The following is a 14,176-nucleotide window of genomic DNA, read 5'->3' as shown; positions in this document are numbered from 1 at the left end:
CTTCGATCAACATCTAGCTTCTCGTCAGCGGGAGGCGAATTCTACAGCGTTTCAACCCGCTGTCAACCGCCTCTTTTACCGCTTTCGATCATCTCGACCGAACCCCTTCAGACTCAAACACTACCCCCCCTGAAGAGGAGGCGCATTTTACGCAGCTTTCGCTGCTTTGCAAACCCTTTTTAAATCTAACTTCTTGTTTTATAAGAAGTTTAAGGAGCTGCTTACGCCTGAAGAGGTGCGCATTATAGGGACTGGCAAACGAAGGTCAATGATTATTGCGCTTTTGTTTCAATACCCGCGAAATCACTGGCTGTAGCCACACAAACCACTAGCGCGCCGCCTGCAGAAACGACAAAGCCGTTGAAGCTGACGCTTCAACGGCTTTGTCGAAACCACTGCGCTGCAACTATGCGCTATTACCGCGACGCAGGCGCAGCAAGTACTGAATAGGCCCCGAGGCCGCGTAAGCCAGGAAAATGATCAGCAGGATCCGAGGTGGATCACTGAACACTACCGCAAACACCAGCACCACCGCCAGAATAGCCACAAACGGTACACGCCCTTTCAGGTCGAGATCCTTGAAGCTGTTGTACTTGATATTGCTGACCATCAGCATGCCGGCAGCAGCCACAAGGATTGCAACCACAAAGGCCATATTGGAGCCCTTGATACCGAAATCACTGAAGGCCCATACCGTCCCCGCCACCACACCCGCAGCAGCCGGGCTGGCCAGACCGATAAAGTAGCGCTTGTCGACGCTACCGATCTGCGTATTGAAGCGCGCCAAACGCAGCGCAGCCCCAGCGACATAGATGAAGGCAACCATCCAGCCGACCTTACCCATGCTGCCCAACGCCCACTCAAACGCGAGCAAGGCGGGCGCCACACCAAAGGCGACCATGTCGGACAGCGAGTCATACTCGGCACCAAAGGCGCTCTGGGTATTGGTCAGACGCGCCACACGCCCATCCAGACCATCCAGCACCATGGCAACAAACACTGCAGCAGCCGCCACATAGAAGTTGCCGTTCATGGCATTGATGATGGCGTAGAACCCGGCAAACAGGTTGGCCGTGGTAAATAGGTTGGGCAGCAGATAAATACCGCGATGACGGACCTTGCGCCCTTCGGCGTCATGCCCCTCTTCTATATGCTCATCGATTGGCAGCAAACTTTCGGCGTCGGCAGGAGACTGCGGCTCATCTGGACGTTCATTCATGAACAATACCTTGCAACGGATTTGGAGAATTTCGACAGACACTGACGAACAGGGTTCACACCAGCGCCCATGCAACACTCAGGCTTTATACCAGAAGCCTTGTCGCACCATGAAAAAACGCGGCCTTGGCCGCGTTTTTTCTTACGTCAAAAACCTTAGTTCTTGGCTTTGTCGACGATTTTGTTAGCACCAATCCACGGCATCATGGAGCGCAGTTGCTCACCGATGATTTCGATACCGTGAGCAGCGTTGTTACGACGCTTGGCAGTCATCGAAGGGTAGCCGGTTGCGCCTTCACTGATGAACATCTTGGCGTATTCGCCGTCCTGGATGCGTTTCAGAGCATTGCGCATGGCCTGACGGGACTCGGCGTTAATGACTTCTGGACCGGTCACGTACTCGCCGTACTCGGCATTGTTGGAGATGGAGTAATTCATGTTGGCGATACCGCCTTCGTACATGAGGTCAACGATCAACTTCAGTTCGTGCAGACACTCGAAGTAGGCCATTTCCGGCGCATAACCGGCTTCAACCAGAGTTTCAAAGCCGGCTTTAACCAGCTCAACGGTACCGCCACACAGAACGGCCTGCTCGCCGAACAGGTCGGTTTCGGTTTCGTCTTTGAAGGTGGTTTCGATGATGCCGGTACGGCCGCCACCCACGCCAGCAGCGTAGGACAGAGCAACATTCTTGGCATTGCCGGAAGCGTCCTGATAGATAGCGATCAGATCAGGGATACCGCCGCCCTTGACGAACTCGGAACGTACGGTGTGGCCCGGAGCCTTCGGCGCGATCATGATCACGTCGAGGTCAGCACGCGGCACAACCTGGTTGTAGTGAATCGCGAAACCGTGGGAGAAGGCCAAGGTAGCGCCCTTCTTGATGTTCGGCTCGATTTCGTTTTTGTACAGGGAAGACTGGAACTCGTCCGGGGTCAGGATCATGACCAGATCGGCAGCAGCAACAGCAGAAGCAACGTCAGTCACTTTCAGGCCATGGGCTTCAGCCTTGGCAACAGTAGCCGAGCCTTTGCGCAGGCCAACAGTTACATCAACGCCGGAATCTTTCAGGTTGCATGCTTGAGCGTGGCCCTGGGAACCGTAACCAATGATGGCAACTTTCTTACCCTGGATGATCGAGAGGTCACAATCTTTGTCGTAATAAACTTTCATGTTCTTGGCTCTTTTAATCGAAAAGGGATGGGGTGCATGCACCGCGACGAAGACACCTTAAGTGATCCGCCCCATTGCGTAAAATGATATATTTGCAACACAACATGCCGATATTTGAAACGATTATGGATAGTCGCACACTCAGACTTTTTCTCTCCCTGGCCGACAACCTGCACTTCGGCAAAACCAGCCGCGAGCAGCACGTCAGCCCTTCTGCACTCAGCCGCAGCATCAAGCAACTCGAAGACGAACTCGGTGCGCCGCTGTTTCTGCGCGACAACCGCTCAGTCCGCCTGACCCGCGAGGGGCAACAGTTCCGCGAGTATGCCAGCGAGGTCATGAATGGCTGGCAAGCCATCCGCCAGACCTTTAAGCAGGATCAGTTGATCCTCCACGGCGAGCTTTCCCTGTATTGCTCGGTAACGGCCAGCTACAGCTTCCTCTATGACATCTTGAGCAGCTTTCGCCAGGACTACCCACGCATTGAAATGAAGCTGCACACCGGCGATCCGGCCAAAGCCGTAGAGCGCGTGCAAGAAGGACTGGAAGACCTGGCCATCGGTGCCCGCCCCGACAGTTTGCCCACTGGCGTCGCGTTTCAATCAATTGCTCGTTCCGCACTGTGCTTTATCGGCCCGCTGTCACCCCAGCTGTTAACCGAGGAACAACTGAAGCGCCCCGGCACGGACACCTGGAAAGACGTGCCGATGATTCTCTCAGAAGAAGGCCTTGCCAGGACCCGCACCGATCGATGGTTAAAAAACCACAACATCAAACCGCGCATTTACGCCCAGGTGAGCGGTAACGAAGCCATCGTCAGCATGGTCAGCCTGGGTTTTGGCATTGGTGTGGTTCCGCAAATCGTTCTCGACAACAGCCCGCTGACCGTACGCATCCGCATCTACGATATTCAGCCACCGTTAACAGCCTACGACATTGGCCTGTTCGCGCTGGAGAAGCGCCTTAAAGATCCGCTGATTAATGCCTTCTGGAATCGACAACGCTAAATTCTGGCAGCGAGTCACCCCCATAAACGCAAAAAGCCCTCAGGGATCTCTCTCTGAGGGCTTTTCGTTTTATCAGTACAACGCAATCAGATGCTCAGTACCTTGTCGCCACGAGCGATGCCGGTCACGCCACTGCGCACGGTCTCCAGAATCGACGTAGTGCCGATGGCCTGGATAAAGCTGTCCAGCTTGTCGCTCGTGCCGGCCAGCTGAATGGTGTACACGCTGCTGGTCACATCGACGATCTGCCCACGGAAGATGTCAGTGGTACGCTTGACCTCAGCGCGCTGAGCACCAGTGGCCTTGACCTTGACCAACATCAGCTCGCGCTCGACGTGAGCGCTTTCCGACAGGTCGACCAGCTTGACCACTTCAACCAGTTTGTTGAGGTTCTTGGTGATCTGCTCGATCACTTCATCATGACCCACAGTGGTCAGCGTCAGACGCGACAGGGTCGGGTCTTCAGTTGGCGCCACAGTCAGGCTTTCGATGTTGTAGTTGCGTTGCGAGAACAGACCGACCACGCGGGACAATGCGCCGGGCTCGTTTTCCAGCAGCAGGGAAATAATGTGTCGCATGATTAGGTACGCTCCGTCTTGCTCAGCCACATATCGCGCATTGCACCGTCTTTGATCTGCATCGGATAGACGTGCTCACTGGTATCAACCTGAATGTCGAGGAACACCAGGCGATCTTTCATCGCGAAGGCTTCCTCCATCATCGGTTTTAGATCCTTGAGATCAGTGATGCGCATGCCGACATGGCCATAAGCCTCGGCCAGCTTGACGAAGTCCGGCAACGATTCCATGTAGGAATGCGAGTGGCGGCTACCGTAGTTCATGTCCTGCCACTGGCGCACCATACCCAGCGCACCGTTGTTAAGGTTGACGATCTTCACCGGCAAACCGTACTGCAGGCAGGTCGACAGCTCCTGGATGTTCATCTGGATGCTGCCTTCACCGGTTACGCAGGCGACTTCGTCATCCGGGAAGCTCAACTTGACACCCATAGCTGCAGGGAAACCAAAGCCCATGGTGCCCAGGCCGCCGGAGTTGATCCAACGGTTCGGTTTGTTGAAGCGGTAGTACTGGGCAGCAAACATCTGGTGCTGACCAACGTCGGAGGTCACAAACGCGTCGCCACCGGTGACTTCGGACAGCGTCTCGATCACGGTCTGCGGCTTGATGATGCTGCCGTCGCCCTTGTCGTAAGGGAACATGATGCGACCGCCACGCCACTCTTCGATCTGCTTCCACCAGCTTGCCAGGGCGTCCTTGTTCAGCTGCTCGCCGATCTCTTTAAGGATCGCGACCATCTCGGTCATCACGCTATCAACCGGACCGACGATTGGGATATCGGCCTTGATGGTCTTGGAGATGGAGGCCGGATCGATATCAACGTGGATGATCTTGGCGTTCGGGCAGAACTTGCTTGCGCCGTTGATCACGCGGTCATCGAAGCGTGCGCCAACCGCCAGAATCACATCGGCGTGGTGCATTGCCAGGTTGGCGGTGTAGCTGCCGTGCATACCGAGCATGCCGAGGAACTGGCGATCAGTCCCTGGATAACCGCCCAAGCCCATCAGGGTGTTGGTGACTGGCAGGTTGAGCATCTGCGCCAGCTCGGTCAGCGGCGCTGCTGCACCGCCCATAATCACACCACCACCGGAGTAGATGACTGGACGCTTGGCCGTCAGCAGCAGTTCAGCCGCCTTACGGATCTGCCCGGAATGACCGCGCAGAGCAGGGCTGTAGGAGCGCAGCTTGACCTTCTTCGGATAGACGTACTCGAACTTCTCAGCCGGGTTGGTCATGTCCTTCGGAATATCTACGACCACAGGACCTGGACGACCGGATTGCGCCAGATAGAAGGCTTTCTTCAAGACTTCCGGAATTTCCGAGGCGTGCTTGATCATAAAGCTGTGCTTCACGATCGGCCGGGAGATACCGATCATGTCGGTTTCCTGGAAAGCATCAGTACCGACCATGGTGCTTGGCACTTGACCGGACAACACCACCATCGGAATGGAGTCCATATAGGCAGTGGCAATACCGGTAATGGCATTGGTTGCGCCAGGACCCGAGGTTACCAGCACCACACCGGCTTTACCGGTGGCGCGGGCATAGCCGTCAGCCATATGGGTTGCCGCTTGCTCGTGACGAACCAGGATGTGCTGCACTTCCGGTTCTTTGAACAGGGCATCGTAGATGTGTAGAAGAGCACCGCCTGGGTACCCATAGATGTTCTTAACGCCTTCGTCACGCAAAAAGCGGACGACCATTTCAGCGCCGGATAAAAGCTCCACGTTGTTCACCTCTAAAACGCCAGAAAACCGCCCAACAAGGAGGACGGCCTAAGATAGGTTTACTGCCAGCAGAGCATGAGCGACGGTGGTCGCCGACTACGTCAGCTACAACTGAGCAAGTATTGGGAACTCCCCTAAGTGTTGCGGGGTTTTCCCACCCAGCGCGAGGTAACGCGTTGCGGGTGTAACAGGTCGGCGCGGGTGTGCGCCTCATGTCTACTGAGCTAAAGCCTGCTTGCGGCGGACTCCACTACAGCGAGCGTGGAATTGTTGGGATTCGGCGCGACCAAGTCAAGTAATCCGTGATTGAATCTGCAATCTTCTGCTGTGACGCAGCGCAGGATGACGATTCAGACAATTTGGTTATAGTAGTCAGCAGGCACCGCAGCTCAACATAAGGAAACCGCATGCGCCGCATGATGATCACCAGCAGCTTGCTGCTCGCCATGAGCGCCACCGCCATGGCCAGCCAGGTTTACAAGTGGGTCGATGCCCAAGGCGTGACGCACTTCAGCGCACAGCCGCCGCAAGGCCAAGACGCCACCAGTGTCAACACTGCAGCACCACCGCCAAAGCCCGCAGTTGCGGAAGAAAAGAAAGCAGCACCTACCTTCGAAAGCATCGCAGACCCCGAGCAGGCAGCCATCGATGAGAAGGTCAAACAGGATATTGCAGCCAAAGAAGTAGAGCGCAAGAAGTACTGCGCAGATGTGCGCACCAACCTTTCGCAGCTGGAAAACAATCCGCGCGTACGCACGGAAGTAGACGGTGAAGTACGGCGCCTAAGCGAAGAAGAACGCCAGAGCCGTATCAGCGAAGCACAGAAGGCGATCGCCGAAAACTGCAAGTAAGCCGTTGGCGCGACTCAGGTCGCGCCAACAATCAACTGATCGAACTCACCCAGCAGCTTGATCAGTTCTCTGGCCTTTTTGGCCTGGCCACCAAACACCTGCTCGGCCATCGGCTGAATTCCGGAAACACGGGGCAATGCGGCCCCCGCCTCCACCATTTGCTTCATTCTCGGTAAGAATATCCACTGCAGCCACTGCTCGAACGCCAGCGTGTCGACACAAAATGGCTCTTGACTCGACAGCGCCTGCGCGCTGGGCGCCTGCGCATCCCACCAACCCTGCACACGCAACTCTCGCTCAATAAGCAACAGCTGCTCAGCTACCGCAAGCACACGCGCATCCATCAGAGATTGACTCGCGCCTGCTCACGGGCCTGCGCAGCACCGGCAGCATCGCCTTGACGCTCGCGCGCTTGAGCAATCAGGTTCCACAGGCTGGCCTGCAGAGCCGGACGACCGCTGGCATAGCTCAGGCCGCGACGAGCGAATTGCTCGGCCTGCGCAGCATCACCTTGAGCCAAGCGCACCTCGGCGAGTTTGTAGAGCACCTGCGGCTCACGTGGCGCAATGCGCTGAGCGCGCTCCAGGCTGGAAGCGGCACCGTTCAGATCGCCACCACCCTGCTGTTGCTGGGCAGTCGTCAACAAGGCCAGAACCGGCCCGTCCAGCTGCTCATCCATGGCCAAACCACCACTTGGAATGCCACTGGGCGCAGGGGTGACATAGCCACCTTGAGTCGTAGCAGGCGCCGAAGCACTCCAAGGCTGCGATGTTGTGCCGGTATCCAACGGTGCATTGGTCGCCGGGAACGACTGAATCGGCGCAGAACTCCCACCTCCACCTGGCACCATCACGACCACGCCGGAGTCTTCCGGCAGGGCCTGAGGCTGAGTAACTGGGGCGCCATAGCTGCCAGGCGTACCTGACTGCGCGCCGGCGACCGCAGTGCCACCTTCAACGACCGGAATCGAGCCACGCGGCACACTGCTGCAACCCGCCAGTACCAGCGAAACCGTTACAGCTGGAATCAACCACTTATTCACGTCACACCCTCTTCGCTTAATCCAACCAGCCGCGTACCCAATCCATCACTTCATTGACCGGTGCCTGAATACCACAGGCCGGCCCGGCGACAGGCTGGCTGCCGCGAATATACGGCATCTGTACTGCATTCGGACAACTCGGGTCCGTACCTTGGCCGCTGCTCGCATCCACCCAGGCCAGCACCACGTTATCCGGCACAGGCATATCCAGCGGCAACGGATCGGCCTGACGCATAAAGTCCGTCCACACCTGCAGCGCACCGGTCGCACCGGTCAGCGGTGTCGGGCCATTGTCATCACGCCCCAACCAAACCACGGCCAGGACATCCTGGCTGAAGCCGGCGAACCAACTGTCACGGGAGTCGTTACTGGTGCCGGTCTTACCGGCGAGTGCCAACGAACGCGGCAGTTGGCTGTAGACCGAGCGCCCAGTGCCTTCTGACATCGTGCGTTGCATGGCGTTCTGCAGCAGATAAATGGCACCGCTGTCGAAGCGCTGCTGAATCTGATAGGGGTAGCGTTTGAGGGGTTCACCCTCCGCCGTCAACACCGCACGAATACCGCGCAACGGCGTATTGAAACCGCCATTGGCCAAGGTCTGGTACATGCTCGCCACGCTCATCGGGCTCAACCCGCCAGCGCCCAGCAGCATCGACGGATATGCCGGCCATTCCTGCTCAACACCTAAACGGTTCAGCGTCTTCAGCACTTCCGGCACGCCGATTTCCAGCCCCAGCTTGGCGGTTGACAGGTTGTAGGAGTTAACCAAGCCCTGGTACAGGTAAATGGTGCCATGGGCCTTGCGGTCATAGTTCTGTGGGCGCCACACCTGACCGTCCTGGCCCTTGATCGAGAACGGCTGATCTTCAAGCAAACTGGTCAGAGTGTATTGGCTCGGCCGCTCCAGCGCGGTCAGGTAGATGGCCGGTTTGATCAGCGAGCCAATTGGCCGCACCGCATCCAGCGCACGATTGAAACCGGCAAAGCGTGGCTGACGGCTGCCAATAATGGCCTGCACCTCACCGCTTTCTGGGCTGGTCACCACCATGCCCGCTTCCACCTGATCAACCCCTTTGCGCCCGGACAAGCGCTTCAGCGTGCCGGCCAACGCACTTTCGGCTTTCAGCTGCATGATCGGATCGAAGCTGGTGAAAATGCGCAGACCTTCTTCAGTCAGGTCCTGCTCCTGGTAGTCCTCGCGCAGCTGGCGTTTGACCAGGTCAAGGAAAGCTGGGAACGAGCTGTCTGCCAAACTACCGCGCCGCGTGATACCCAACGGTTTCTGCTTCGCGGCATCCACTTCTTCAACACTGGCGACACCCTGTGCAGCCAGTACATCAAGCACCAGATTGCGCCGTTCCAGCGCCCGCTCCGGGTTGCGCCGCGGGTTGTAGTAGGTTGGCCCTTTGACCATACCGACCAGCAGTGCGACTTGATCAAGTTTCAACTCGGAGAGAGGCTGACTAAAGAAGTATTGGCTAGCCAAGCCAAAACCGTGCACTGCACGCTGGCCATCTTGGCCAAGGAAAACCTCGTTGAGGTAAGCCTCAAGGATGTCCTTCTTGTCGTAATGCAACTCCAGCAACACCGCCATCATGGCTTCGGTAGCCTTGCGGACCAGAGTGCGCTCGTTGGTCAGGTAGAAGTTCTTTACCAACTGCTGAGTCAGGGTACTGCCCCCCTGACGCAGCTGACCGGCAGTGGCGTTGATCCACACGGCGCGGGCAATGCCTTTGGGCGACACACCGAAATGATTGAAGAACTCACGGTCTTCAATCGCCACAAGGGTTTCCACCAAATAAGGCGGCACCTGCTCCAGCTTGATCAGCACGCGGTCTTCCTGATGCGCCGGATACAGCCCGCCAATCAGCAACGGTTCAAGCCGGGCTACTGCCAGGTTGCCGCCACCGGCCTGCGTCAAGCCCGCGACATAGTCACCGGAGAAGCGCACGCGCACGCGCTGCGACGGCTCGGTGCTTTCATAGAATTGAAAGCCGCGTGAGTGCAGCTCGATATTGTTGCCTGCCACCGACACGCCACCAGGGCCGGCCACTGCGCTTTCGCGGCGATAGCCCAGGGCATCCAGCTCCTTGAGGAAGTCATCCTTGGCCAGTTTCTGCCCAACAAACAACTCCAGCGGCCTGGCATAGACCTTGGCGGGAACAGTCCAGCGCTTGCCGGAGAACTTCTCCTGCACCACAGCATCGAGATAAACCGCAAACACGGCAAGCACCACCAAACCAACCAGACCGAGCTTGATAGCCCAGCCCAACAAGGGGCGCATACCGCCGGAACGGCGTTTAGAACGGGGACGGGAAGATCGGGTACGAGTCATGGCGCGGCATTATACGCACTTTGCCCACTTGCCAGCAGGCCAGCTCAGCGGTTTGCAGACTGGCGCTGAGCGGCCATAATGGCCGCCTCTTATATCAGCACAACGCCAAGGATCGCCCGTGAGCCAAGCTCTGATCACCGCACTGCAGAACCCGGCCCTCTACCCTCATCCTGTAGAGCAGTTCCAGGTCATCGAAACCCATATTTCCTGGGTGGTGCTCACCGGCCCCTTTGCCTACAAGCTCAAGAAACCGGTGAATTTCGGCTTTCTCGACTTCACCGAGCTGAGCGCACGCGAACACTTCTGCAAGGAAGAGCTGCGCCTCAACCAACGCCTAACCCAGGGTCTTTACCTGGAAGTACTGCCGATCAGCGGCAGCGTCGATGCACCGCAATTTGGCAGCGACGGTCCTGTTATCGAATACGCGCTGAAAATGCGTCAATTCCCACAAAGCCAGCTACTCAGTGAGGTGCAGGCGCGTGGTGAACTGAGCGAAGCGCACATCGATGCCCTGGCCAAACAGATTGCCGACTTCCACGGTTCGACCCCAGCCGTCGCAGCCAGCCATGCGTTATGTACCCCTGAAGCAATCGTCGCCCCCATGCGGCAGAACTTCGAACAGATCCGTCCAATGCTCAGCGACGCGGCCGACCTGCAGCAATTGGAAGCCCTTGAAGCCTGGACCGAAGCTAACTGCGCGCGCCTTGAACCGCTGCTGGCCGCACGCGCGGCCAATGGCTCGATTCGCGAATGCCACGGCGACATCCATCTGGGTAATGCCACACTGCTGGACGATCAAGTGGTGCTGTTCGACTGCATTGAATTCAACGAACCGTTCCGCCTGATCGACATCGCCTCGGACGCCGCTTTTCTCGCGATGGACTTGGAGGACCGGGGTCTCAAGGCCCATGCCTGGCGCTTCGTCAATGCCTGGCTGGAGCACACCGGTGATTACGCCGCTCTGGAGCTACTGAATTTCTACAAAGCCTATCGCGCCCTGGTACGCGCCAAGGTTGCGTTGTTTAGCCTGGCCCATCAGACCGATGCTGTGCAAAAGGCCGTGACCCTGCGCCAGTACCGCAACTACGCCAACCTGGCAGAAAGCTACAGCGCCATCCCATCAAGCTTCCTGGCCATTACCCACGGCGTTTCCGCTGTCGGCAAAAGCCATGTGGCCATGCGTATAGTTGAAGCGCTCGGCGCTGTTCGCCTGCGTTCGGATGTGGAACGCAAACGCCTGTTCGGTGAACAGAAAGATGCCGACCTCGGCAAGCTCAGCGCCGGGATCTACACCCAAGACGCCAGTGCCGCCACCTACCAACGCCTGCACCAGCTCGCCGAAGCCACATTGCGCGCTGGTTTTCCGGTCGTGATCGACGCCACTTACCTGAAGCACGCACAGCGCGACGCGGCGGGCCAGGTCGCAGAGAACTGCGGCGCACCTTTTCTTATTCTGGAATGCCACGCCCCAGATGAAGTAATTGCCAGTTGGTTGGAGCAACGCAACGCCGCCGGCAACGACCCGTCCGACGCCACCATGGACGTTGTAAAGGCCCAACACGCCAGCCGCGAAGCACTGAGTGATCAGGAGCTGCTGCACAGCAAGCGCGTCGACACCCACGAAAGCACCAGCCTGGATACCCTGATCGCACGTATTCGTCAGCGCTTGCCGGGCGTTTAATCAGTTCAGGGAAACGCATCCGCGGCGCGAGCAGAGCGCGCCGCGACTTCTATACTGAGGATAACCCTCATATGGAGATGCCCCATGAGTCAGCCCAGACAACTGGATAACCCGTTGTATGCCCTGATCCACAATGAAAAAATCTCAGCCTTCAATGCTCAGAAGCCCAAGGATGTCATCGTCGACCTGAGCGACGGTGATTTTCGCGGGCTTGACCTGCGCGCCCTTAACGCACAGGGCATCAACTTCACCAACGCTTACTTCCGCGGCGCCGATTTACGCGGCCTGGACCTGCGCGACGCTCAACTGCAAGGTGCCAGCCTGGCCCACGCGCAGATTTCTGGCGCTTACTTCCCAGTCGAACTGACAGCTGACGAGATTCTGATGTCGGTTAATTTCGGCACCCGCCTGCGCTATAACACCCGGTGAGCGGCAACGATGTGAGCCAACTGTTCGGTGCCCGAGCAGATGCTTACGCCAGTTTTCGCCCGCACTATCCAGCCAGTCTGTTTTCCTGGCTGGCCGCGCAATGCGCCTCACACCAACGGGCACTGGACATTGCGTGCGGCAGCGGGCAGGCCAGTCGCCCACTGCGGCAGCATTTCAAGCAGGTGCTGGCCAGTGATGCCAGCCTTAAACAAGCGGTAGCTGGCAAGAATTACGCGGGGGTGCAACGGTTCGTCGCCGAAGCGCATGCGCAACCGCTGCCTAATCACAGCCTGGACCTGATCGTGGTAGCGCAGGCACTGCACGGGCTCGCCACTCCAGCGTTCTTCAGCGAAGTGCGTCGCCTGCTCAAGCCTGGCGGCGTGTTCTGTGCCTGGTGTTACAGCCTGATGCGCATTGACGATGAGCTGGACGCACTGATCGACGATCTTTACTGGAATACCCTCGGCGGCTATTGGCCTGCTGGCCGCTCCAGTGTCGATATCGGCTACAGCGATATCGACAATCCCTTTACCCCATGCACTCCGCCGGCCTCGGCGATCGAAAGCAGCTGGACGTTGGAACACCTGCTGGGCTACCTGCGTACTTGGTCGGCGGTTCAGCGCTATGAGCAGGAAAATGCTACGGACCCGGTGTCCCAATTACTGCCCAAGCTGCAGCAAATCTGGGGTGATGCCAAACAGCCACGCTTTGTCCGCTGGCCGCTACACTTTCTGGCAGGTACGCCAAACTGACTCCACCGCACAACGGCTCAACAGCGCAAGGAGGCTAGATGAACGATGAACTGCAACATTTGAAAAACCTCGGCAAAACCTCAGCTCAGTGGTTACACGCAGTCGGTATCCACAGCGCGAATGACCTGCGGCGGCTAGGGGCCGTCAGCGCCTACCGGGCCGTTCGCGCAAGGGGTTTCAGGGCATCTAAAGTGCTGTTGTATGCGATTGAAGGCGCACTGCTGGATGTGCACTGGAACGAACTGCCACCTGGGCATAAAGCCGAACTCAATGGCCAGCTCAATGAAAGTTCACCCCACAACAAGAGCTAGCTCACAACCTCTCAGGCTTTTGATTTACCTGAAGCGCGCTGGGAACTATTGTTTTAGGGACGTTCGTGCGGTTTAGTATGCCCAGCCAGTTCAAGGATATTCGCTCATGTATTTACTCGGGGAGCAACCGGCTTACGCCGATCAGCTGATCAACCGACTACAAAGCATCCCCACTCAATTGCTCGATGGGCTTGCACCTGCTGGATCGCCACTACAGCTTGAACGCGCAGAAGACCTGGCCAAGATGCTGCCGGGCAATCAGTTATTCATCATTGAAAATGGCCTGTTGCATGCCGTGGTCGATGAGCGTCCGCTGTTTTATCTGCAGGAAGGCGACCTGGTAGGCTTGCGCCAAGGCTTGGACATGCCCAGCTGCCGCTACAGCAGTGAAGAACAGCTGAGTCTGATTCCCTATTCACGCAGCGACGTGTTCAAACACATCTATGCCAGCGAACAGCGCCAGGAACTGTTTATCCAGTACCTGATCGGCCATACCGCCCTGCTTTCCGATGCCCTGGCGCGCTTGAAACAGCCAGAAATTCGCCCCTCCACCGGCTTCCAGCATTTCGCTGCGGGTGAAGAGCTGATCCATCAGGGCGACGTCGCCGACAACGTCTTTATCATCATCGAAGGCCATGCCGAGGCCTACGTCGATGGGCACAAGGTCGGTGACGTGCAGAAGGATGAAATCTTCGGCGCCATGGCGGTGTTCACCCGCGAGAAGCGCAGCGCCACGGTGCTGGCCAGCGAGCCATGCACCGTGATGGTCATTCCCAAAGAGCAGTTCCTCAGCCTGATGCAGAGCAACCCGCGCATTGCCCACAGCCTGATCGAGAGCATGGCCAAACGCATCGACCTACTGAACAAGGAAGTCACCCAGCTGCGCCTGCCAGCCGAAGTGTCCTGAAACCCGCTTGCAGCCTAAACAACCCGACCTCGTGTCGGGTTGTTTGTTTATGGGCGGAGCAGGTAGTTGGCATGCAGATAAAAAAGTTTGTTTGAAGGTGTTGACTTGAAAATGAGAATTGTTATTATTACCTCAACTGGTCGCGAGATCAGTCGATAAGCTTAA

Annotated in this window: 14 protein-coding genes; 7 read left to right on the top strand and 7 right to left on the bottom strand. The window is 57.5% G+C overall.

Features of this window, described 5'->3' with window-relative positions; all coding sequences use genetic code 11:
• Nucleotides 1–406: 406 nt before the first annotated feature.
• Nucleotides 407–1,219: a CDP-diacylglycerol--serine O-phosphatidyltransferase gene (gene pssA, locus CUR33_RS20580; RefSeq protein WP_090256036.1), complete on the bottom strand. Its 813-nt coding sequence runs from the start codon at nt 1,217–1,219 to the stop codon at nt 407–409.
• A 155-nt stretch (nt 1,220–1,374) separates the two neighbouring features.
• Nucleotides 1,375–2,391 carry a ketol-acid reductoisomerase gene (gene ilvC / locus CUR33_RS20575; protein ID WP_160088600.1) on the bottom strand — a complete coding sequence of 339 codons (1,017 nt, stop codon included), beginning with the start codon at nt 2,389–2,391 and terminating at the stop codon, nt 1,375–1,377.
• 125 nt (nt 2,392–2,516) lie between these two features.
• Between ilvC and ilvY the strand changes: the two genes are divergently transcribed.
• Nucleotides 2,517–3,398: an HTH-type transcriptional activator IlvY gene (ilvY, locus tag CUR33_RS20570; protein WP_289240798.1), complete on the top strand. Its 882-nt coding sequence runs from the start codon at nt 2,517–2,519 to the stop codon at nt 3,396–3,398.
• Between the two features lie 86 nt (nt 3,399–3,484).
• On the opposite strand, the gene ilvN is transcribed toward ilvY, so the two are convergent.
• Entirely contained in the window at nt 3,485–3,976 is a 492-nt protein-coding gene (gene ilvN / locus CUR33_RS20565) for an acetolactate synthase small subunit (protein ID WP_108488665.1), read from the bottom strand.
• Nucleotides 3,977–3,978: 2 nt separating this feature from the next.
• Nucleotides 3,979–5,703, bottom strand: coding sequence for an acetolactate synthase 3 large subunit (locus CUR33_RS20560; protein WP_160088604.1), 1,725 nt, complete (start codon nt 5,701–5,703; stop codon nt 3,979–3,981).
• 407 nt (nt 5,704–6,110) lie between these two features.
• Here CUR33_RS20560 and CUR33_RS20555 point away from each other — a divergent pair, with 407 nt between their 5' ends.
• Nucleotides 6,111–6,554, top strand: coding sequence for a DUF4124 domain-containing protein (locus CUR33_RS20555; RefSeq protein WP_090256032.1), 444 nt, complete (start codon nt 6,111–6,113; stop codon nt 6,552–6,554).
• Nucleotides 6,555–6,568: 14 nt separating this feature from the next.
• On the opposite strand, the gene CUR33_RS20550 is transcribed toward CUR33_RS20555, so the two are convergent.
• From CUR33_RS20550 to mrcB, 3 genes are read right to left on the bottom strand one after another with little or no spacing between them, the layout of a single operon-like run.
• Nucleotides 6,569–6,898: a YqcC family protein gene (locus CUR33_RS20550; RefSeq protein ID WP_090256031.1), complete on the bottom strand. Its 330-nt coding sequence runs from the start codon at nt 6,896–6,898 to the stop codon at nt 6,569–6,571.
• Nucleotides 6,898–7,596, bottom strand: a complete 699-nt coding sequence (locus tag CUR33_RS20545) for a tetratricopeptide repeat protein (protein WP_289240797.1) — start codon at nt 7,594–7,596, stop codon at nt 6,898–6,900. Before CUR33_RS20545 ends, CUR33_RS20550 begins: the two co-directional genes overlap by 1 nt.
• 16 nt (nt 7,597–7,612) lie before the next feature.
• Entirely contained in the window at nt 7,613–9,931 is a 2,319-nt protein-coding gene (mrcB, locus tag CUR33_RS20540) for a penicillin-binding protein 1B (protein ID WP_289240796.1), read from the bottom strand.
• Between the two features lie 118 nt (nt 9,932–10,049).
• Between mrcB and CUR33_RS20535 the strand changes: the two genes are divergently transcribed.
• The 5 genes from CUR33_RS20535 (at nt 10,050) to CUR33_RS20515 (ending at nt 14,011) form a co-directional block, all read left to right on the top strand.
• A complete protein-coding gene (locus CUR33_RS20535; protein WP_289240795.1) occupies nt 10,050–11,612 on the top strand; it encodes a bifunctional aminoglycoside phosphotransferase/ATP-binding protein in 1,563 nt (520 codons plus the stop codon).
• An 84-nt stretch (nt 11,613–11,696) separates the two neighbouring features.
• Nucleotides 11,697–12,041: a pentapeptide repeat-containing protein gene (locus tag CUR33_RS20530; RefSeq protein ID WP_289240794.1), complete on the top strand. Its 345-nt coding sequence runs from the start codon at nt 11,697–11,699 to the stop codon at nt 12,039–12,041.
• Between the two features lie 11 nt (nt 12,042–12,052).
• The gene (locus CUR33_RS20525) at nt 12,053–12,793 is read left to right on the top strand and encodes a class I SAM-dependent methyltransferase (RefSeq protein WP_289240793.1); all 741 of its coding nucleotides are present in this window, start codon (nt 12,053–12,055) and stop codon (nt 12,791–12,793) included.
• A gap of 38 nt (nt 12,794–12,831) precedes the next feature.
• Nucleotides 12,832–13,104, top strand: coding sequence for a TfoX/Sxy family protein (locus CUR33_RS20520; protein WP_090256025.1), 273 nt, complete (start codon nt 12,832–12,834; stop codon nt 13,102–13,104).
• A gap of 106 nt (nt 13,105–13,210) precedes the next feature.
• A complete protein-coding gene (locus CUR33_RS20515) occupies nt 13,211–14,011 on the top strand; it encodes a cyclic nucleotide-binding domain-containing protein (protein ID WP_090256024.1) in 801 nt (266 codons plus the stop codon).
• Nucleotides 14,012–14,176 lie beyond the last annotated feature (165 nt).

The organism is Pseudomonas sp. FEMGT703P, assembly GCF_002786345.1.
In the GTDB taxonomy this organism is placed as follows: Bacteria; Pseudomonadota; Gammaproteobacteria; order Pseudomonadales; family Pseudomonadaceae; genus Aquipseudomonas; species Aquipseudomonas peli.
The sequence above is the reverse complement of the archived record's forward strand: the minus strand, read 5'-3'. Positions and strand labels throughout refer to the sequence as shown.